14 protein-coding genes are annotated in these 22,329 nt (G+C 57.7%); 12 read left to right on the top strand and 2 right to left on the bottom strand.

The genetic code is table 11. The features are described 5' to 3' along the window. Positions 1-309: 309 nt before the first annotated feature. Entirely contained in the window at positions 310-1,245 is a 936-nt protein-coding gene (locus BBDE_RS09190) for a nucleoside hydrolase (RefSeq protein ID WP_012902498.1), read from the bottom strand. Positions 1,246-1,363: 118 nt separating this feature from the next. Here BBDE_RS09190 and BBDE_RS09185 point away from each other — a divergent pair, with 118 nt between their 5' ends. Further along, positions 1,364-2,374 carry a LacI family DNA-binding transcriptional regulator gene (locus BBDE_RS09185; RefSeq protein WP_003838770.1) on the top strand — a complete coding sequence of 337 codons (1,011 nt, stop codon included), beginning with the start codon at positions 1,364-1,366 and terminating at the stop codon, positions 2,372-2,374. 288 nt (positions 2,375-2,662) lie between these two features. Then, positions 2,663-4,096, top strand: coding sequence for a uridine transporter UriT (gene uriT / locus BBDE_RS09180; protein WP_003838772.1), 1,434 nt, complete (start codon positions 2,663-2,665; stop codon positions 4,094-4,096). Between the two features lie 244 nt (positions 4,097-4,340). Here the strand turns inward: uriT and BBDE_RS09175 are convergent, their stop codons facing one another. Continuing rightward, complete coding sequence (locus BBDE_RS09175) at positions 4,341-6,164, bottom strand: AMP-dependent synthetase/ligase (protein WP_012902497.1); 1,824 nt, start codon at positions 6,162-6,164, stop codon at positions 4,341-4,343. Between the two features lie 734 nt (positions 6,165-6,898). On the opposite strand from BBDE_RS09175, the gene BBDE_RS09170 reads away from it, so the two are divergent. The 10 genes from BBDE_RS09170 to BBDE_RS09125 all read left to right on the top strand — a co-directional run bounded on the left by BBDE_RS09170 (position 6,899) and on the right by BBDE_RS09125 (position 22,061). After that, the gene (locus BBDE_RS09170; protein WP_003838779.1) at positions 6,899-10,813 is read left to right on the top strand and encodes an ABC transporter ATP-binding protein/permease; all 3,915 of its coding nucleotides are present in this window, start codon (positions 6,899-6,901) and stop codon (positions 10,811-10,813) included. Positions 10,814-11,100: 287 nt separating this feature from the next. Beyond that, positions 11,101-11,976: a pyridoxal 5'-phosphate synthase lyase subunit PdxS gene (gene pdxS / locus BBDE_RS09165; protein WP_003838780.1), complete on the top strand. Its 876-nt coding sequence runs from the start codon at positions 11,101-11,103 to the stop codon at positions 11,974-11,976. Between the two features lie 152 nt (positions 11,977-12,128). Continuing rightward, the gene (gene pdxT / locus BBDE_RS09160; protein WP_012902496.1) at positions 12,129-12,833 is read left to right on the top strand and encodes a pyridoxal 5'-phosphate synthase glutaminase subunit PdxT; all 705 of its coding nucleotides are present in this window, start codon (positions 12,129-12,131) and stop codon (positions 12,831-12,833) included. Between the two features lie 630 nt (positions 12,834-13,463). Beyond that, on the top strand, positions 13,464-14,816 hold the full coding sequence (locus tag BBDE_RS09155; protein WP_012902494.1) for an ABC transporter substrate-binding protein: 1,353 nt from the start codon (positions 13,464-13,466) through the stop codon (positions 14,814-14,816). A 187-nt stretch (positions 14,817-15,003) separates the two neighbouring features. Beyond that, complete coding sequence (locus tag BBDE_RS09150) at positions 15,004-15,939, top strand: carbohydrate ABC transporter permease (protein ID WP_171843666.1); 936 nt, start codon at positions 15,004-15,006, stop codon at positions 15,937-15,939. A gap of 49 nt (positions 15,940-15,988) precedes the next feature. Next, a complete protein-coding gene (locus BBDE_RS09145) occupies positions 15,989-16,981 on the top strand; it encodes a carbohydrate ABC transporter permease (RefSeq protein ID WP_003836982.1) in 993 nt (330 codons plus the stop codon). Positions 16,982-17,121: 140 nt separating this feature from the next. Beyond that, positions 17,122-19,224 carry a beta-galactosidase gene (locus tag BBDE_RS09140; protein ID WP_012902492.1) on the top strand — a complete coding sequence of 701 codons (2,103 nt, stop codon included), beginning with the start codon at positions 17,122-17,124 and terminating at the stop codon, positions 19,222-19,224. A gap of 248 nt (positions 19,225-19,472) precedes the next feature. After that, entirely contained in the window at positions 19,473-20,534 is a 1,062-nt protein-coding gene (locus tag BBDE_RS09135) for a LacI family DNA-binding transcriptional regulator (RefSeq protein ID WP_003838792.1), read from the top strand. Positions 20,535-21,008: 474 nt separating this feature from the next. Then, positions 21,009-21,464: a hypothetical protein gene (locus BBDE_RS09130; RefSeq protein ID WP_228369710.1), complete on the top strand. Its 456-nt coding sequence runs from the start codon at positions 21,009-21,011 to the stop codon at positions 21,462-21,464. 189 nt (positions 21,465-21,653) lie between these two features. Then, complete coding sequence (locus BBDE_RS09125) at positions 21,654-22,061, top strand: hypothetical protein (protein ID WP_228369709.1); 408 nt, start codon at positions 21,654-21,656, stop codon at positions 22,059-22,061. Positions 22,062-22,329: the final 268 nt, after the last annotated feature.

Here is a 22,329-nt window from a genome sequence, read left to right as displayed (position 1 = left end):
GTCGCAAACCACCGACGCTCAGGTGATTATGGTCGACCGGTAGCATAGAACCCGGAATAATGTTCGGATTCCATTCCTGTGGTGGCTGATCGACCTCAGATACATGAGGAATCTTGGATTTCGTAATGTGATGAGGTTAGTCAATGGTGATTACGCGCCACTTATTTCCCCATCGTTGTAGCTTGGCGGTATAGCCAAGGCCGGTAATGTATGTGTGCCATGCAATGGCGATTACATAGGAATCGCAAATCCGTATGTTCGGAACGCTCATTACGACCACCCCCATACATCGTGATTGTTTTCAAGGGATTAGTCATACAGTGAGATGCAGTGCTCCACGAGATTCCAGAACTTTTCCACGTCGATGTCGATAGCGACGTTGGTATTCTTAGGCTTGTCGGTAAGTAGGAAGTAGTCGCAGTTGGTGCGGCCGTAGCTTTGCTCACTGCGGATTTCGATATCGGTATGCATGTTCTTGACGGTCACGATGGATGGGTCGATTAGATAAGCCACAGTGGTCGGATCATGTAGAGGGCCTCCCTCCCATCCGTAGGTACGCTTCTGGGCTTGACCGAAGAAGGTCATCAGATCGCAGAACAACCTGCCCGCATTGTTCGTGTGTACGCTCATTCGCTTAACGATTTCCGGGGTGCACAGCACTTTGCGGGTCACGTCAAGTCCCATCATGGTCACCTTCACCCCACTGGAGAACACTACGTGCGCCGCTTCCGCATCGGCCCAGATGTTGAATTCGGCGGATGGGGTGACATTGCCATGTTGATAACTGCCACCCATGAGTACGATCTGTTGAATCTTCTCGCAGATGCGTGGTTCGATACGCATGGCCATGGCGATGTTGGTTAGCGGACCTGTAGGCACCAGTGTGATGTCGCCGTCGGAGGCCATCAGCGTCTCAATCAGATACTGTAATGCATGTTTCTTTTCGAGAGGCTTGGTTAGTTCATCAAACTGTGGGCCGTCAAGGCCAGACTTGCCATGCACGCGTTCTTCGCCCTGACGCGGCTCGATGACCATCGGACGGCTCATACCCTGATATACCGGCACATCAAGGTCGAGATACTGGCAGACGTTCAAAGCGTTGCGGGTGGTCTTCTCCAAGGTTTGGTTACCGCGAACGGTGGTGATACCAAGCAAATCAATGTTTGGGTGTTTGCCGGCCATCATGATGGCGACGGCATCATCATGCCCCGGATCACAATCGAGAATGATCTTCTGCTTTGCCATGATATAACTCCTTTGTTGATAAATCGATTTGGCAAATACATATTAAACATTTAGCAAAATTCATGTCAAACAACGACACGCCGGAACGGCACGTACAATATTGAGGGAGGTGCATGTGATGCGAGTGACCATGAAAGACATCGCCGAGGCGACGGGAACCTCGGTGCCTACGGTTTCGTTGATTCTGAATGGCAAACCGTTTAGAGTCTCGGAGGAAACGCGACAGAAGGTGCTTAGAGCTGCCGAGGACATGCATTACGTGCGTAATCAGGCTGCTAGCGACCTGCGTAAGGGCAGCAACAACACCATGGCGTTAATTGTTCCCGATATCAGTAACGATTTCTATGCGACGTTCGCCAAGGGGGTTGAGCGCGCCTGTCATGAAGCCGGTTGGAGTCTTATACTCAACGATTCCGACAATCAGCCTGATCGCGAAAGCGGGTACATTGAGCTGATGTACCAGAAGAACGTCGAAGGCGTGATTTTGGCTAGAACTACCAGCGATAAAAGCCGAGATGCGGTGTGTGTCGATATCCTGAAGGAACGAAGTATGCCTCATGTGTTGCTTGATTTCACGAGCGCCGACAGTGGTGACGTGGTTGCCGGCAATCATTTGTTCGGAGGTAGAACAGCTACGGAATACTTGATTCGTCTCGGACATAGACACATTGCATGCATCACTGGCCCGCTGTTTCTCGAAGGGGCGCGCAGTCGTTTCGAAGGATATCGTCAGGCGCTTGAAGAGAATGGTGCCAAGTACAATTCGAGTATTGTGCGCGAGGGCGACTACACCTATGAAACGGCGCTTAACCTCGCACGAATGATGAATTGGGGAGATTTTACTGCGGTGGTGGCTGCCAACGACCTTACGGCGCTCGCGGTGTGCAAAGTGGCGGCGGAAATGGGGTACAGGGTGCCTGACGATCGTTCCGTGATTGGTTATGACGACGTGTTGTTCGCGGGGTTGATGAATCCGGAGTTGACTACCATGGGTCAGCCGACGCGTCAAATGGGCGCCGATGCGGCCAAAATGTTGATGGATCGCATCGATCATCCAAATCGTAAGCGTGAGGTGAAGACCTATACTCCGCAGCTTATTGTCCGTTCCAGCACTGCTCCGTTGCGATAGGTTATTCGGATTTCACTGACTCTTTTCCGAGGATATATGGGCAGGTATGTGTTCGGCGTGTCGTTTTTTGGTGATGTCAACAATGGGCAGTTTTCAAGGGAATCTCATAACAGAGCCGTCTCTGTAGGCTAGAGTCATCCTCTCGTCTTTGACATCTTTGCCAAATCGATTTATCTTTAAAGTATCGCGTTGACAAAGTCGTGGATTTGCCTGATCCAGCGATATTTTCTCGGGCAAAACAAAGGAGTTTCACGATGCCAAGCATCATCACAGGAAAGAAGTTTGAAAATGAGCAGGACAATGCAGCCTGAAGTTTCCATGCCGTTGCGGAAGGGCGGTACATCAATTGCGTTTCTGATGGTCGCATTTTTGACGGCCACGTTCGCTTTTCAGCTCAACGCCTCCATGTTATCTCCAGCTTTGGTGACTATGCAGAACGAGCTGAACACGACGGCCACCCAAATCGGCTTGTCACAGACAGTTTTCTTTACCTCAGCGGCATTATTCTCACTGTTTCTGCCGCGCTTGGCCGACCTGATGGGGCGCAAAAAGGTGCTTATGGGTATGCTACTGTTCACCGTCGCCGGCTGCACGGTCTCCGCGCTTGCCCCGAACGTCACCGTACTGCTTGTCGGTCGTTTGCTACAAGGTGCTGCTGGACCGATTGTGACGCTATGCATCATCATGTTGCATGTCCGCGTGCCCGACGAAAAGCAATACACCAAGTTGATGGCCGTCATCACATCCGTGAATGGCGGTATCGCAGGCGTTGACGCTATTGCCGGTGGTTGGATTGCAGGAACGTGGGGCTACCGTCCGATTTTCTGGACCATGGCTGTGATTGGCATCGCCTCCACCATCCTGGTCGGCATTTTCGCAGACGAAAGTGTCGCGGAAGGATCTCAGAACGAGAGGATGGATTGGCTGGGTGTGATCTTCCTGGTTGTCGCTGTTGGAACGGCGCTGACTGCAGTCAATTCCATGCAACATATCGCGGAAGTCAATTGGATGTTCGTTGGTATTTTGCTAGCGATTGCCTTGGCTGCATTTGTGACATTCTGGGCCGTTGAAAGAAAGAGTAGCCATCCGCTATCTCCCGTGCACTATCTCAAGCAGCGCCGTACTTGGGGTCTGCTGCTTACCACCCTGCTGTCTTTAACCGGTGTGTTCGCCATTATGAATGGCGTGGTGCCGGCTATCGCCCAGGATAGTGAATGCGGTGCGGGTGTCTCCGCGAGCATCTCATCGTTCTTTACGCTAACGCCATACGCCATCATCGGTCTAATATTTGGTCCAATCGCCGGTATTCTGGCCACCAAGTTCGGTTATCTGAAAGTGTTGCGTTGCGGACTCGGCATCAGTGTAGCCGCCGCTGCAATTGGCACCTTCGTTGTGCACACACCGACCGTGGCTGGACTGCTTGGTCTCTCTCTGTTGCTTGGTATCAGCTACGCCGGTACCGTCAATATTATGCTAAATGGACTTGGGGTGGTGCTTTCGCCAAAGGACAACACTGGTTATTTGACCGGCTTCAATGCGGGCGCATTCAACCTTGGCGCAGGCATAAGCTACACAGTGCTGTATGGCGTCATGGACGCATTCTCCCAATCGAACGGTACTTCCGCCGGATATGTCGCCAGTATGATTGGAGGTGCGGTAGTGCTGCTGCTCGCCCTCGGATGCTCGTTCCTGATTCCCCGGCCGGAAACTTTGAACGACTGATGCAGCCGTCATCCTAGGTTGATGAAGGTTTGGGCCGATTGCGACTCGGTAGCTCAGAGGACGAAAGGAGTTGGTGGTTTGGGTGATGTTTATGTTCAAACCACCAACGTTGAAATGTGCTGAGCGTCGGCAGATTGGGCAAGTGTCGCAAACCACCGACGCTTAGACATACTTAGGCGTCGGTGGATTGAGCGGATTCCCAATCCACCGACGCCTAAGTATGTGCGGCTGGTGAACGCAGGCTTCAGCGCTTGCCGTTGTAAAGCTGCTGGTCGATCACATCGGCGAAGATGCGGTTCACCGCCGGGCGCACCACCTTCAGCGACGGCGTCAGGCACTTGTTTCCCTGCGTGAATTGCGTGTCCAGAACTACGAATTTGCGCACGGATTCAGCACGTGACACCGTGGCGTTCGCCTTATCCACATACTGCTGAATTTCATCATGCACGGCAGCGGTGGTGGCTACGCGATCCAGCGGCGTATCCGCCGACAGACCGACGGTCGGCAACCACGCCGCCAGCCCCTCCGGATCCAACGTAACCAACGCTCCGATGAACGGACGATTGTCGCCGACGACCACCGCATGCTCCACAATCGGGCACTTCGCAATCTCCTGTTCCATTGGAATGGGGGAGACGTTCTTACCTCCGGCCGTAATGATGATGTCCTTCTTGCGGCCGGTGATCGTGATGCGCCCCTCATCGTCAATCGAGGCAAGATCTCCGGTGCATAGCCATCCGTCCTCAGTGAACACTTCAGCGGTCTTATCGGGTAGATTGTGGTAGCCCAGAAAGACGTTCGGGCCCTTCACCTGCAACTCGCCGTCCGTGGAAATGCGCACGGACGAACCCGGTGCCGGCTGGCCGACGGTGCCGATCACATTGTCGGTGACGCGGGTTGCGGCGAACGGTGCCGCGGTTTCCGTCATGCCGTAACCCTGAATCATCGGCAGGCCGATGCCGGCAAAGAAATGCGCCAACGATGCGTCCAGCGGAGCGCCGCCGCAGGCGACATAACGAATCCTCGGTCCCAAAGCGCCACGGACGGTGCGGTACACGGAGGCCTCATACGACAGGTGCTGCGCAGTCTGCTTCATGGTCGGCTTCTCGCCGGCCTGCTCCATGCGCGACCAATCGCGTGCGGCTTCGGCGGCTTTGAAGAACAGGCGACCCTTCCAGCCGGTGCCGGCCTTGCGGGAAGCGGCGTTGTAGACCTTCTCGAACACGCGTGGCACGCCCAGAAGATAGGTCGGTTCGAAAGAACGTACGTCCGGAAGCAGCGTCTTGGTATCCGGCAGATAGCCGACGACGCCGTCATCGGAGGCGATCGAACAATATTGGATGAAACGTGCGAAACAGTGTGCCAACGGCAGGAACAGCAGCAGGCGCGGATGGTCGTCAGTGATCATCTCATGCAGGGCCATGCTTGCGGCACGCGTGATCGCAACGAAATTGCGATGAGAGAGTTCCGCGCCCTTCGGAGCTCCGGTGGAACCGGACGTGTATACGATGGTCGCCAGATCGTCGGCCTTCACCGCACCCATGCGCGCGGAAAGCTCTTCATCGGATACGGCCACGCCCATGCCTTCCAGCGCGCCCATGGCATTGGAATCAAGCATGAGAATGTGCTTCAACGAAGGGCAGTGGTCGATGACTGAATCAAGACGGTCGAATCGTTCGCGATTGTCCGCGATGGCCAGTTTCACTTCGGAATCGTTGAGAATGCGCTCGGCCTGTGCTGCGGAATCGGTATCGTAGATCGGTACACTGACGGCGCCGATGGCGGCAAGCGCAAAATCGAGCACGCCCCATTCGTAACGGGTGGTGGAGAAGATGGTCACCGCGTCACCCTGTTTGACTCCAAAGGCGATCAGGCCTTTCGCGGCGGCGACCACGGCCTGGCGGAATTCTCCTGTGGTTACATTCGCCCATCGGCCTGGGCCGATTTTGCGGGCGGCGATTATCGTGTCTTCGCCGGTGCGCTCAATGCGCTCCGTGAGCAGGGAGTAGATGGATTCGTCGTCGCGTACCTCAGCGGATGTGCCTGGAGTCGTGTACTCGGTGAGCATGAAGTGTTCTCTTTTCTCGCGGGAATCGGCCGCGTAGCGGTGCGGTACTGCCGCGTAATCCTCTGCACAAGGGAGGTTTACCCCTTGAAACGCCTTGCACATCATACGTGGTAACGATATGAGTCTGCATTGTGAGAAGCGACAAGAACACTTCGATTCACTTTGTATGAACTGACAAATGAATTGAAATCGTCAAACACGGTGTTGCAATCGCGTGACAATCGTTCTGAAAAAGGATTGACATGGCGCCGACGTAAATCTGAATGGGATTGGACCCGTCAGCAAGGGGGTGTCGTCTGAACGGAATGCATCAGAATCTGCTGAAATGTTGTTGAATATCACCGTGTTATCCGTGTACACTCACGATTGACGCAATTACCCCTTGCGTCAAGGCTGCCTGCTCAATGGCGAACATCCAGCCTCTCTTGAGGCCGTGCGGGATTCCTGCCACTACCTCCTAACTTGCTATCTCGCCGCCGTGCGAGCACTCCGTCTCGTCTTTCGGCATTGCGCCAATGTGATGGCGCTGAAAAATAGCCATTCCCAAATTCATGAACTATGGAGAGTTTCGTAGAGTGCTCGCACGGCGGCGAGATAGCGAATTAGGGGGGTATGCGTGCTGGCGGTGACTGGCTCTAAGAAGAAGTCATTGTGCATTCGGCACGTGGTCTGTAGCCTGAGATGTGGATTTGCGTATGCCGCGTTTGCGGCGTGAGGCTTATGAAAGAGGCGCGATGTTCGATAGACGACTGTTCTCCATGGCTCCCGGCGTCGGTCGGTTGGTGGCGGCGAAAGTGCTATGCCAGTGGATAGGCCTGCTCGCGAACGTCGTCTTTGTTTTCACGTTAGCGCACATGCTTGAGTACCTGCTGCTCGGCACGGAAATCACCGTACTCAATGGTCAGCTCAGTGGCTTCGCCGCCCATGTGGGTACTTCGACGTTTGCCGCTGGACTGCCGGGAGGGGCGATTGCGGCCTATGCGATCGTCATCGTCTTCGCCATGGTGGTCCGTTTCCTCATGCTGCGTTCCGCAGCCCACTTCGGCACCGAGGCTGCCGAACGGGTCAAACTTGCATTGCGTGAAAAACTGTTCAATAAGATGCTTGCACTCGGCCCCTCGTATTCGCAACGTGTGGGCACCGCCGACGTGGTGCAGTCCGCCGGCGAGGGCGTCGAGCAGATTCAAAGTTTCTTCGAACTGTTCCTGCCCCAGTTGTTCTATGCCGTGTTGGCGCCGATTACGTTGTTCCTTGTTGTGGCACCGATCAATGTGCCGACCGCTGCGACGTTGCTCATCTGCGCGCCGCTCATTGTGTTGATCGTGGGACTGGTGGCGATGCGTGCCGCCCGCGTATTCAAACAATATTGGGGCAAGTACACTGACATGGGCTCCGCATTCCTTGATAATCTGCAGGGGCTGGAAACATTGAAGACCTTCGACGCCGACGCCAGCGCTGCGCAGGAGATGGACGAAAAGGCCGAGCAATTCCGCGTGATGACCATGAATGTACTGCAGATTCAGCTACGTTCGCTTACCGCGATGGACGTGGTCGCCTATGGTGGATCGGCAGCCGGCATCATCGTCGCGATCTGGCAATACATGGTTGGCGGACGGTATCCGGCCGGCACATACGATTGGCTGCCGAACTTTTTCCGTTTCGCCGACTTGGGATCGTTGCCGCTCGCCGGAGTGCTGATTGTGATCCTGCTGTCCGCCGACTTCTTCATTCCGTTGCGACAGTTGGGTTCCTTCTTCCACGTCGCCATGAACGGCATGACGTCCACAAAACGTATTTTCGCTTTGTTGGACGCGCCCGAGCCGACCCGCGGCACGGTCAGTCTACCCGTCTATGGCAATGGTGTCACCGTCGACTTCCGAGACGTCGCCTTCCGCTACGCCTCACCGTCCAATCCTCCGCAATCGGAAAACGCCGCGCGCGGCACGGCCAAAGGTGGTGCCCTTCAAGGTGCCTCCCTCACCGCAACCCCCGGCAATCTAACCGTGATCGTAGGCCCTTCCGGTTCCGGCAAATCCACTGCGGCCAAGCTTCTCGCCGGCTCTCTAGTCGGGTATGAGGGCTCCATCGCTTTGTCTGTTTCGCCTTTGGCGATCTCGAACCCATCTGGCGGAGATGACGGGTCCATATGCGAATTGCGCGACTTGACCTGCGAATCATTGACAGGCAACGTCACCCTGGTCGGAGCCAACAGTCACCTGTTTGCCGGAACGTTGCGCGAGAATCTGCTGATGGCACGCCCCGACGCCACCGACGGCGACCTGTGGAGCGCCCTTGATGCGGCGCGAATCGCGGAATTCGTACGGGCCGATCCACGGGGTCTCGATCTACGCATCGACCAAGGTGCGGCGAACCTATCGGGCGGTCAACGTCAGCGCATCGCCATCGCTCGGGCGCTCCTGCGCGGTAGTGCCGTCTATGTGTTCGATGAGGCGACCAGTAGCGTCGACATGGAAAGCGAGACCTTGATCCTGCAGACGATTCGTGAACTTGCCGGCAGTGGCAGGACCGTCATCATGGTCACGCATCGCATGGCTAATGCGGTCGATGCGGATCAAGTGGCGGTGTTCGAAAACGGCAGAACCGTGGAAACCGGCACGCACGCCGAGCTCATGGCGGCCGACGGCGTGTATGCCAAGCTGTTTCGTGCTCAGGACAGTGTGGAACGAGTCGGAAAGCGAAAGGAGGCGGGTTATGGAATGTCCGCTCAGGGGCTCCGGATGTCCGATTCCGCCGAATCCGACACGAACGAAACTGCGGAGGCGAACCCTGACCTCGCAAGTCACGAGCCGCAAGTCCAGGTACCTTCCACCAATGGTGCCATGTCCGATTGGCGGCTTGTGAGGCGACTTCTGCATGAGGTCGGCCCTCTGCGCAAATGCATGATCATCGCTTGCACCTGCGGCACACTTGGCCATCTCGCGGCCACTTTCCTACCGGTTTTCGGCGTGGTCGCGGCATTCGCTGCGATCAATCTGCCAATCTGGCATATGAATCTGACCGCTGCGATCGCGGCCATGATCGTCTGCGCGCTGATCCGTGGCGGTATGCGCTACGCCGAACAGTACATGAACCATAATGTGGCTTTCCGCCTGCTTGCGCTGTTTCGCGCCAAGGCGTTCTCCGCATTGCGTCGCCTTGCGCCCGCCAAGCTCGCAGGCAAAGGCAAGGGCGACTTGATCGCGCTGGTCACCACCGACGTGGAATTGCTTGAGATTTTCTTCGCTCACACCATTTCGCCGGTCGTAATCGCCGTTGCGACCACCGTCATCTATGCCATCGCATTGCTTGCGCTGAGCCCGATCTTCGCCATCCTGCTGATTGTGGCTCATCTCATGGTCGGTGTCGTGCTGCCGAAGCTGTTCGCGCTCGCAGTGCGCGGCCTGGGTTCCGGGATTCGCGGGGAATCCGCCGCACTTGATGATGAGATGCTTGATGACATGCGTGGTCTCGACGAGATCATCCGTTTTGGTCAGGGCGAATCGCGGCTTGCCGGTATCGTTGCCCGCACTCGTTCCCTGTGGTCGCATCGTGCTCGTTTGAGTGCGCGCAATGGCGATTTTGCAGGACTTGGTGCGGTGCTGGTGATGTTGTTCACCGTGTTGGCCGTTTTCCTGGCGATGGTCATGCCGAATTTCGCGGCGTATGCCGGCCCAGATGCCGTCATGCCGATTGTCGTGCGACTGACCGTACCGCAGCTTGTCGCCGCGTTCATGCTGGTTGCCAGTTCGTTTGGTCCGACGCTTGCGTTGAGCGCGCTGCCTGCGAACCTGACGCAGACTTTCGCTTCGGCGCGCCGCCTGTTCTCGTTGATGGACGAAGCTCCTGCCGTGGTCGAGACCGGATCCGCGCGTCCGGAATACCATGGCATGACTGTACGTGACGTAACGTTCGGATATGGGCCGGCGGATTCCTCGGCTCCCGTTCTTTCACACGTTTCGCTTGACGTGCCGGAGCATGGAATTCTTGGCGTTCAAGGCCCGTCCGGTCGAGGCAAGTCCACGTTGCTCAAGTTGCTCATGCGCTACTGGGATCCGCGGTTCGGCGTGGTCGAATTGTCTGGAATGCCGCTGCCTCGGGTCGATGCCGGCTGGCGTCGGCGGGTGCAGACCATGATGAGTCAGGAGACGTATCTGTTCGATGGCACGATTCGTGAGAATCTGATGATCGCATTGCCTCAGGGAGTGTGCGGAGACGATTCCGCCACCGGCAAGCCGTCCGTCAGTCCCGATGCCGACCGCGCGAATGCCGAATCCGAATCCGGCACAGGTGCCGTCGCTGACTCCGGACCACAAGACGGCGCGGGTCTTGACCGCGTGCTTCGCGACGCGCTTGACAGGGCCTCCGCACTCGAATTGGTCGATTCGCTTCCGCAAGGTCTTGACACTCCGGTCGGCGAGCTTGGTGGCCGGCTGTCTGAGGGGGAGCGTCAGCGTATCGGACTCGCACGCATGTTCCTTCGTCATGCCGATCTGGTGTTGTTCGACGAGCCGACCAGCCGTCTCGACGCCTATAACGAATCGGTGATCCTGCAGTCGATCAACGGTCTTGCGGAGCAGGGGAGCATGGTCGTACTCGTTTCGCATCGTGATTCCACCATGCGTATCGCCGATGCGATCGTGCACATGTAGGCGTCCGCAATGTGGTCGTATGGCAACCGTTGATTATTCGTTTTTCTGATATCGTGCGTAACCGACGATTCGAAAGCGTGATCGGCGGGTGAGGCAAGAAAATCGGGCGAAATCGTATGATTGTCACCTGAATCGAAATCGCAGGGAATGGCGAGATGGTGAAAATGAGGTCAAAAATTTAGTGAAACCAACTTTTTGAACCACTGTGATATTCAGTTTATGTAATTTGTTAATTACAAATCGTTAGTATCTGTATCGTGAGTAAGACTACCGACGAAAGGCTGGCGATGGCCAACAACAGAAATGAACTGAATAAGAATCTGGCGCAGATGCTCAAGGGCGGCGTGATCATGGACGTCACCACTCCGGAGCAGGCGAGGATCGCGCAGGATGCCGGCGCGTGCGCGGTGATGGCGCTCGAGCGCATCCCGGCTGACATCCGCGCCGCCGGTGGCGTCTCCCGCATGAGCGATCCGGCCATGATCAAAGGCATTCAGGAAGCCGTGTCCATTCCGGTCATGGCCAAGGTGCGCATCGGCCACATCGCCGAGGCGCGCATTCTGCAGGCCATCGAAATCGACTATATCGACGAATCCGAAGTGCTCAGCCCGGCCGATGACGTGTATCACATCGATAAGAATCAGTTCGACGTGCCATTCGTGTGCGGTGCGAAGAATCTGGGTGAAGCGTTGCGACGTATCGCCGAGGGTGCATCCATGATCCGTACCAAGGGCGAACCGGGCACGGGCGACGTCATCCAGGCCGTACGCCATATGCGCACCATGAACAAGCAGATTCGCGAGCTCGTCTCCCTGCGCGACGACGAGATGTACGAGGCGGCCAAGCAGCTGGCCGTGCCGTATGACCTGGCCAAGTATGTGCATGACAACGGCCGCCTGCCGGTCGTCAACTTCGCCGCAGGCGGTGTCGCGACCCCGGCTGACGCGGCCCTCATGATGGAGCTTGGCGCGGAAGGTGTGTTCGTGGGCTCCGGCATCTTCAAGTCCGGCGACCCGGCCAAGCGCGCCGCCGCCATCGTGCAGGCCACCGCCAACTGGCAGGACGCCGACCTGCTTGCGCGCCTGTCCGAGAATCTCGGCGAGGCCATGGTCGGCATCAATGAGGACGAGATCGAGACCATCATGGCCGCCAGGGGTGAGTGATTTCTCGCCCATATCGTTTTGACATGTCGTTCTGACGGGGCGCATGCCGGCCTCGTCGTTCCGGATGGGTGCGCCCATCATGCTGAACAAACGCGGCGAGCCGGGAATCGTAGGATTCTCGGCTCCCGCTTGCCGTCGCATAAGGAGATCCGATGGTTGTAGCCGTTGAGTATATCGCAAAGGAAGAGTCGGCCGATGTGGCCGCAGGTGCCGAATCCGCCCGTCACGGCGTGACCGGCATTCTCGCAGTGCAGGGTGCATTCGCCGAGCATGCCGCCATGCTGGACCGTCTTGGCGCCCCGTGGAAGCTGCTGCGTGCCGTCGAGGATTTCGATGACTCCATCGACCGTGTGATCCTGCCGGGTGGTGAAAGCACCACGCAGGGCAAGCTTTTGCGGTCGACCGGGCTGTTTGACCCGATTGCGGCGCATATCGCCGCGGGCAAGCCGGTGTTCGGCACCTGCGCCGGCATGATTCTGCTGGCGCGACGGCTGGATAATGATCCGAACGTCTACTTCGGTGCGCTTGACGCCATCGTGCGCCGTAACGCTTATGGGCGTCAGCTCGGTTCCTTTGCCGCCACTGCCGACTTTGGCTCCGCTCCCGGCGAAAACGCCGTCGTGGTCGCACCGGGCGAGCATGTTCCCCAAGGCGTCTCGTCCGATGTCATACTCAAGGATGTTCCGCTGGTGTTCATCCGTGGGCCGTTCGTGGCCGAAGTCGGTTCGGCGGCGACGGTCGAGACCGAGGTGAACGGCAATGTGGTCGGCCTGCGTCAAGGCAACATGCTCGCCATGGCCTTCCATCCCGAGCTTACCGACGATACCCGCATTCACGAGCTTTTCCTGAGTTTGTAGCGAAACCGACCGTATGCTTGGGCCTTCACGTTCGGCTGCTCGATCGGGGTGAGGGCCTGCATACGGAGGATTGCCGGGGTTGATTTCAGATGGAGGGGGAAACTTCGGATTGATGCCCCCTAATATTTGACTTCGGACTTATCCCTGGTGCACGCTCTGCCGGCGAACCGGTTTTTTAGGGGATCGTGCGCTGTCGGACGCGCCGCGTTGGAACGATGTTTCCCTTGATTGATGATTTCTAAGTATGAGAGTTTGCTCAGGGTGGAGCTGAAATCTTCTGTCGGTCAGATGCCTGAGGATACGACTGCAGGAAAGTCGTCTGTCGCGAAGTGAATGCGAAACGCCTGGAAAATCAAGAGTCAATCGATTGACGAACGGATATCGGAAAGGGGATGTTCGACTGGATTTGACATGTTGATACAGCTGTGTATCATAAGAGTCAATGATACACAGTTGTATCAGGAAGGAAACAGAGTCAAACAGAAGCGACCCCAAGGCTGTCCGTAAGAGGGCGTACCGACTGTCATCATCATTGGTACAGCGGTATATCAAAACGGGCGGCAGAGTGGGATGAGGCTCCTGATCGTATCGGACGAAGACGGTCTGATGCTGACTCTCGAAGGAGGAAACATGCGTAACTCTCAGAAGGTTCTTGCGGCTCTGACCGCGGTGATGACCCTCACCGGTCTGGCCGCTTGCGGCAATGCAAACGCCAGCAATGGCAACGCCGGTGACGCCGACAAGGCGGAACTCGTGTTCTGGGGCTGGGATACCGGCCATACCATGAGCGACCTCATCAAAGACTTCCAGAAGGCAAATCCCGGCATTACCGTGAAGTTCAACAACACCGGCACCGCATCTGACACGCAGACCGCACTGAGCAATGCCATCGCGGCGGGGAAGGGCGCACCCGACGTGGTCATGCTCGAGGACCCGACCGTCACGCAATTCGCGGTAACCGGAGATTTGGCGGATCTGAGCCAATTCGATGCCGATAAGCTCGCCGACGATTTCTCCGCCGGTCCATGGAACAAGCTGCAGTACGGCGGCAAGCCGTACGCGCTGCCAATCGATTCCGGTCCGGAAATGTTCTTCTATAACGATGCGGTATTCAAGAAGGCCGGTGTCGATGGCACTCAAATCAAGACCTGGGACGACTACTACGAGGCGGCCAAGAAGGTCAGGGCCATCGGCTCCTACATGACCAACAATTCCGGCTCCAGCATGGAATACCAGCCCTTCACCGCGCAAGCCTGGCAGGCCGGCGCCCAGCCTTGGAAGGTCGACGGCGAAAACCTCACCATTGACATGACCAAGGATTCCGGCATGAAGAAGTACATCGAATTCCAGCAGAAGCTCATCGACGAAGACCTTATCGACACCAAGACCGCCAACTGGTCCGACGACTGGAACCGAGAGCTCAACGACGGCACCATCGCCTCGCTGACCATCGGAGGCTGGATGCCGATCAATCTTATGAACGGCGCTCCTGACCAGGCCGGCAACTGGCGCGTGGCCCAGCTGCCGCAGTGGGAGGAAGACGAAGAGGCCTCCGCCGAGGATGGTGGCTCTGCGCTCGCCGTCGTCTCCCAGTCCAAGCAGCAGGCCGCCGCCTACAAGTTCGTGGAATACCTGACCCACGGCGAGGGCGCCAAGACCATGGCCGACACCGGTACTTTCCCGAGCCTCAAGAGCATTCTCACCTCCGAGGACTTCACCGACCCGACCACCGAGGCCAACAAGAAGGTCAACGATTACTTCGGCGGCCAGAATGTGAACGAGGTGCTTTCCGAAGCCGCCCAGCGTAAGGTCTCCGAGTTCTCCTACCTACCGTACAATCCGTTTGCGCAGTCATCTTTCGGCGATCAGATTTCCAAGGCGTACAACAAGGAGATCACCTTGAAGGAAGCCTTCGCCAATTACGGCAAGGCGCTCGCGGAACATGGCACCCAGCAGGGCTACACCGTCACCAATAAGGGTTGAGTTCCGGTCCGGTATCTGCCGACCGTCCATACTTCCAACCGCATAACCAAGCACAGGGTAAGGCAAGGCGGGGAGACGTCCCGTGCGGATCCTCGCCTTCCGTATGCCCGAATCGCAACCATCTGCGATTGAACGGCCGACGAAGCGGTTGGCGTCAGCAGTTGCAGCGCAACAGAAAGAAGCAATCATGACCCAAGCAACAGCAAACGTTCCGACGCAGTTGCATACACCTCCCGACCAGGTCCGCGTCAATAGGCATCATGCGGATTGGCGTGGTTGGAAGTTCATGTGGCCGTTCGCGTTGGTGTTCGTGTTCGTGTTCGTCATCCCGATCATGTACGCGGTGTACATCAGTTTCTTCCAGAACAGGATGATCGGGGGCACGCGGTTCGTGGGATTCGACAATTACGTCCGTCTGCTGCACGACCGGCAGTTCTGGAGCGCGGTGGGCCGGGTGGCGCTGTTCACGGTGGTGCAGGTGCCGGTCATGCTGTTCCTGGCCGCGGCGATGGCGTTGGCCCTGGATTCCATGAAATTGCACGGCACCAGGTTCTTCCGTATCTCCACGTTCCTGCCGTACGCGGTGCCGGCCGTGGTCTCCACGCTGATCTGGGGGTTCATGTACGGCGCGAAGTACGGGCTGGTGGGCTCGTTCAACGGCTTCTTCGGCACGCATCTGGACGTGCTGGCCCCGGGCGTGCTGCTCGCCTCGATCGGCAACATCGTAACCTGGGAGTTCACGGGCTACAACATGCTGATCTTCTACAGTTCGCTGTCCACGATCCCGCATTCGCTGTACGAGGCCGCGTCGATCGACGGCGCGAGCGAATGGCAGATCGTCAGGTCCATCAAGCTGCCCGAGCTGCGCGGCAGCCTGGCGATCACGGTGATCTTCTCGATCATCGGCTCGTTCCAGCTGTTCAACGAGCCGAGCATCATGCAGAACATGGTGCCGGGCAACGCGATCGGCACGTACTACACGCCGAACATGTACGCGTACAACCTGAGCTTCGCGGGCAACCAGAGCAACTACGCGGCCGCCCTGGCGATCACGATGGCGGTGATCACGATGGCGATCGCGTACGCGGTGCAGCTCAGGAGCATGAAAGAGCAGATGAGGTAGGCGCGCGGGCGCGTCGCCTCACGGGCATGAGGATTCAAGGAGCATCAAGATGAGCAATGCAAGCAGCGCCGCCGCGGCGGGTCCGAAGGGGCGGGAGAAGGCCGCCTGGAAGGCGGAGAGGGAACGCCGCAGGCGTGTGGCCAGGGACGAGAGGGCGGAGCGGGCGAGGGCCGCGAGGTCGGGGTTCGCGAACGTCGCGAACCCCAGGCGCAGCGCCCTGCTGACCCTGGTATGCGCGGTCTTCGCCGTCTACTGCCTGTTCCCGTTCTTCTATCTGCTGGTCAACGCGACCAAGACGCAGGCGGACTTCACGTCGACCTTCGGTCTGGGGTTCGGCAAGACGTTCGCCCTGTGGGACAACGTCGTCACCGTGTTCACCTATGACGGCGGGATCTTCGGACGCTGGTTCCTCAACACCGTCCTGTACGTGGTGGCCGGCGCGGGAGGGGCCACGCTGCTGGCGATCATGGGCGGCTACGGTCTGGCGAAGTTCCGTTTCCCGGGGCGCAGGGCCGTGTTCGTGGTGGTCATCGGCGCGATCAGCGTGCCGGGCATCGCGTTGGCGGTGCCGCAGTTCCTGCTGTTCGCCAAGCTGAACCTGACGAACACGCCGTGGGCCATGGTCATCCCGAGCCTGGTGTCCACGTTCGGCCTGTACCTGATGTGGATCTTCTCGGACCAGGCCGTGCCGACCGAGCTGCTCGAGGCGGCGCGCGTGGACGGGGCGGGCGAGTTCCGTACGTTCTTCCAGGTGTCGCTGCCCTTGCTGGCGCCGGGCATCGTGACCACGGCCCTGTTCGCGATCGTGGCGACGTGGAACAACTATTTCCTGCCGTTGATCATGCTCAAGGATTCGGATTGGTATCCGCTCACGATCGGGTTGAACCAGTGGAAGGACCAGGCCTCCACGGCGGGTGGGCAGGCGATCCAGAACCTGGTGATCACGGGTTCGTTGGTCACGATCGTGCCGTTGGTGATCGCGTTCCTGTGTTTGCAGAGGTATTGGCAGTCCGGCCTGTCCGCCGGCGCCGTCAAGGAATGAGCTGGGGCGGGCCGCGCCTGGCGGAGACGTGGCCCGCCATGCTGTGCGAAATATCGATTTAGAAAGCGTTGCTACACCGTTGTATCATATGGGATATCAAAGAATCGGAAAGCGGCAAACGCATTTTTCAGGAGGCTTAAATGACGACAAGAAGAACCTTTTCTTGGCCGAGACTGCTGACTCGCAATGGCGGTGGCATAGCGTTCGGTGGCGACTACAATCCCGACCAATGGTCTGAGGAAATCTGGGACGACGACATCCGCCTGATGAAGCAGGCCGGTGTCAACACCGTGGCCCTGGCGATTTTTAGCTGGGATCGCATCCAGCCCACCGAGGACCGCTGGAACTTCGGCTGGCTCGACCGCATCATCGACAAGCTCGGCAAAGCGGGCATCGCGGTCGATCTTGCTTCCGCCACCGCCACCGCTCCGCTTTGGCTGTACGAAAGCCATCCGGAGGTCCTTCCGCGAGACAAATACGGTCATCAGGTCAACGCCGGCTCGCGTCAGTCGTGGAGCCCGACCAGCCCGGTATTCAAAACATATGCGCTTACCATGTGTCGTAAACTCGCCGAACGCTACGGCGACAATCCATATGTGACGGCTTGGCACATGGGCAACGAATATGGCTGGAACAACCGCGAAGACTACTCCGACAACGCCCTGGCCGCCTTCCGCAAGTGGTGTGAGCGCAAATACGGCACCGTCGACGCGCTCAACGCGGCTTGGGGCACCACCTTCTGGGGGCAGGAGATGAACGGCTTCGACGAAGTGCTCATTCCGCGCTTCATGGGCACCGACAGCATGGTCAATCCCGGACAGAAACTGGATTTCGAGCGATTCGGCAACGATATGCTGCTCGACTTCTACAAGGCCGAGCGTGACGCCATCGCCGAAATCTGCCCCGACAAGCCATTCACCACGAACTTCATGGTCTCCACCGACCAGTGCTGCATGGACTATGCCGATTGGGCTGAAGAAGTGGATTTCGTCTCCAACGATCATTACTTCCATGAAGGCGAATCGCATCTCGACGAACTCGCCTGTTCCGATGCGCTCATGGATTCGTTGGCGCTCGGCAAGCCTTGGTATGTGATGGAACACTCCACTTCGGCGGTACAGTGGAAGCCGCTCAATATCCGCAAGCGTAAGGGTGAAATCGTGCGCGACTCCCTTGCGCACGTGGCCATGGGCGCCGACGCCATCAACTTTTTCCAATGGCGGGCTTCCGCATTCGGATCGGAGGCCTTCCACTCCGCCATGCTGCCACACGCCGGTGAAGACACCAGGGTGTTCCGTCAGGTGTGCGAACTCGGGTCGGTGCTCAAGGATTTGAGCGCCGCAGGCATGCAGGGAAGCACGCTCGAACGTTCCGATACGGCGATTCTGTTCAGTGCCGAATCCGAATGGGCCACGCGCAGTGAAACCCTGCCGAGCATGAAACTCAGCCATTGGCATGACGTGCGTGACTGGTATCGCGCGTTTCTGGACGCAGGGCAGCGGGCCGACGTAGTACCGCTCAAGTACGATTGGAGCGCATATTCCGTGGTGGTGCTGCCGAGCGTGCTGATGCTGAGCGCCGCCGATACGCAACGGCTTGCCGACTTCACGGCCGCCGGCGGTCAGGTGGTGATCGGCTATGCGACCGGCCTGATCGACGAGCATTTCCACACTTGGCTCGGCGGATATCCGGGTGCCGGTAATGGTTTGCTCCGCAAGATGCTTGGCATCCGTGGCGAAGAGTTCAACATTCTCGGATGCGAAGCGGAAGGCGAGCCATGTGAAATCGAATTGGGAGGCGGCATGGACGGTGCCGTGACCCGCCTGTGGCAGAACGATGTGAACGTGGAAGGCCCTGACACCGAAGTGCTCGCCACCTATTCGGGAAAGTCCGCGGACGAATGGGAATTGGACGGCACCGCCGCCATCACCCGTAACCCGTACGGTGCCGGCGCCGCCTATTTTGTGGGCTGCGACCTGAACGTGGCCGATCTGACCAGGTTCGTCCGCGCCAATCTCACTACTTCAGGTGGCGAAGACGATCCCCGATACGGCGACGTACTGCATACCGTGCGTAAATCCGCTGATGCGACCTTCGACTTCTACATGCCCCGCGGCAAGCAGGAGGTTACATTGCGTGGCATCGAAGGCGAACCGATCTGCCAATTCCACAGCGAGGCTGGTCCGGAAGGGCCGGGTTCCTACGTCATTCATCGCAATGGCATGCTGATTACCAGACGATAATCGAAATCAGTCGGCACGCCGGCATGATTCGAGGGCATCTCGCTTACATGTGGCGGATTACCGGTTTCTTTCGTCTTTATCCGTCCTATATATGGCAGGTGAATCGTGAATCTCGGAATCCGAGCCTTATCATGGCAACGGTAATATCTCGGTTTTCGTTGAATACCTGCTATACATAAGCCAGAAAACTGCGGAAGAACCGATACATCTGCCACATATAGGCCAAAAGGCAGGCAAGGAGCCCTGATATGAGCGAAACGAAGCAGGACAAGAAGCGCATCACACTGCGCGATGTGGCCGAAGAAGCCGGCGTTTCGCTGAAAACCGCCTCCAACGTGATCAACAACAGCGGCCGCATGACCGAAAGCACGCGAGAGAAAGTGCAAGGGGTTATCGATCGGCTTGGCTATCGTGTGAACGTGGCCGCCCGTAATCTCAATCGTGGCAATACGGGGTTCATCACGCTCGCCGTGCCAAGCCTCACCGCGCCATACCTGGCCGAATTAGCCAATCGCGTGATTGACGCGGCGCGACTGCACGACTACTCCGTTTACGTCACCACTTATGCGGAAGGCTCTGCCAGTGGCGCTCGTGCACTGCTCGAAGGCTTCAACACCACTGTGTCGGATGGCATGATTCTGTCCATTTCCGAAGTGGAGGATCTGTCTCCGGAGGATCTTGATGTTGACTATCCGCTTGTCTGTGTCGGTGCGCGGGACACGCATGGTAAGGCCGATCATGTGACTCCCGACGATGTGCAGGAAGCCAGGCAGGCGACGGAATACCTATTCGACCGCGGTGCGATTCGAATTGCCGTGGTAGGTGCCAGAACCGCGCCTGAGGATCTGGATGGTTTGCACGATGCGGTGGAGGGCAATGCTCAGTTGCGTATGCGCGGCGTACTTGAGGCATGCGATGCGCGCGGCGTTGCCTTTGACTCGCGTCTGCTCGGCAACACCGGCCACGACTGGACCATCGGCTCCGGTGCCCGTGTGACGCAGTGGCTCATCGACTCCGGTGTGCCGTTTGATGGCGTTGTCGCTTTCAATGATCAGCTGGCGTTGGGTGCCTTGTTCACTTTGGCGGCCAACGGTATCAGCGTGCCCGATCAGGTGCAGGTGATCGGTTTTGACAATATCGAAGAAGCCGCTTATTTCCAGCCACCGCTCACCACCATGGATTCCTGCCTTGATTGGACCGCCCCCACTGCAGTCAGTCGCATTATCGACCGCATCAACGGGCGTCATCTTGAGCCGGAACTGATCACCACCCAGTCGCGTGTTATTTCACGCGCCACCACCCGAGCATAAGGGTTGGTGATCGAAAGACTTCCGTTCTTTGTGGTTCCGTCTGGGCCGGTGTGGTTCGATCTGGCCTAGGCCTGGTCCGGTGTTGTTCGATCCAGTTTGGTTCGGTTTCTGTGGTTTGGTTTGGTTAGGTTGGGTCCGGCCTTGCTTGATTTGTCCTAGTTTGGTCTGTTCTGGTCCGGTCTGGCCTTGTCTGGTCCGTTTCGGTTCCGTTCTGGTTCTGTCCGACCTGCCAGCTACACACACCACAACCAAAGACACGTCCGTCAATCCAACAGTTCGACGACATCGCGTATCAGTCCGTCAGAAAAATAAGGGGAATTTCAAGCAACATCAAATCCCAATAATTCACATACTTATGCACAGTCAGAAGAGGCGGCATCGACTTATCCACAGCGACACGCTGAATATGCGTCCTTCGACCACAACCCTCGAATCGGCTGGACGGCGTACCATTCCTTGCCATAGCGTCGAAACATGAACGGCAACGAAACATACAAACCGATGCAACGAATCGCGCTTTCGCAGATGCAGCGGCAAGCGCTACGTGACTGCAAGGCCATTGGGGTGCAGCATCCCGTCAGTCACGAGACGGCACTCGCAATATGGGGTATTGAGCAACCTTCCGGCAGTGGCTATCGACGCTCACGAACCGCGCGGACTGATCATGCCGAGATTGCAGGAGGGGCTGCCTACGGATACCCTGAATCTCCGTCTTCTGATTATGGCTATGCAGAAGATTATGCATCCACCGAAAAGTGGAATGATTCGACCAACACCGTGTCGGATAATTCGTTGGTACATGTTGTGCTGAACAATCGCAACGATCGCAGAGCGCGTAAGCATGTTCGCATGCATGTGTGGAAAGGGCTGAATGGCAAACATGTGCTGATGATTGACGGGGTGCGAGTGCTGGCACCCGCGCCGACATAGGCGTTGATGGCGGGCCCATTGGATGTCGGAGAGTTGACCATACTCGCGGAATCGATGATCCGACACCGTCGATTGACGTTGGACGAGTTGCGGAAGTTTGTATCCACAGCCCAAATTCCGTACCGTAGCAAGTGTATGGACGCGCTTTCGCTGGTGCGGCAAGGATCGGATTCACCTAAAGAGACCGAGATGCGATTGGTGCTGGAACGGTACGGTTTGCCACCAATGAGGGTCAATTACACTGTCTCGGATGTACTGTTCGGCAACGGTGCCATGACAACGCTCGATCTGGCAGATCCGTCTCGCAAACTTGGCTTGGAATATGACGGCGACCATCATCGCACGGACAGACGGCAATGGATGCGTGACCAGAACAAGCGCATGCGCCTTACTTCCGCCGGTTGGGTGGTTCTGGTGATTACGCAGTTGGATCTTTCGGATGAATTGCATCGTGCGGCGTTCGCCATGAATGTGGCACATGCATTGTCGAATATTGATGGACGACCGATCGTCGTGAATACGCCGATACCGTGGAGCGAGCTTGCGCGTCGGCGGCGAAAGATGGTTCGGCCGCGTCGGCGTGCGAAAAGGCGTTGATGGAGACGGCGGATTCGGTGACGTTCCATAAATGTGTGTGCCGGCATATGGTGTTCCGCGGGTTGTGGTGTGTGGCTGGCGGGCCGCCAGCGGATCCAGCGGATCCGACGGATTCGGCGGGATCCCTCCGTGCGCGGCGGAAGGAGACCGGAACTCGGGAGCCGTGCACGACCCGCCGTCCGGCCGTCCCCGGGGAATCGTGCGTCCGGACGGGACCGGCAGACACCCCCGTACGGTCCGGTGCGGGACGCCCGGCCGGCGGGATGCG

It is taken from the genome of Bifidobacterium dentium JCM 1195 = DSM 20436 (assembly GCF_001042595.1).
GTDB classification, from domain to species: domain Bacteria; phylum Actinomycetota; class Actinomycetes; order Actinomycetales; family Bifidobacteriaceae; genus Bifidobacterium; species Bifidobacterium dentium.
This window is presented reverse-complemented; position numbering and strand designations above follow the sequence as displayed.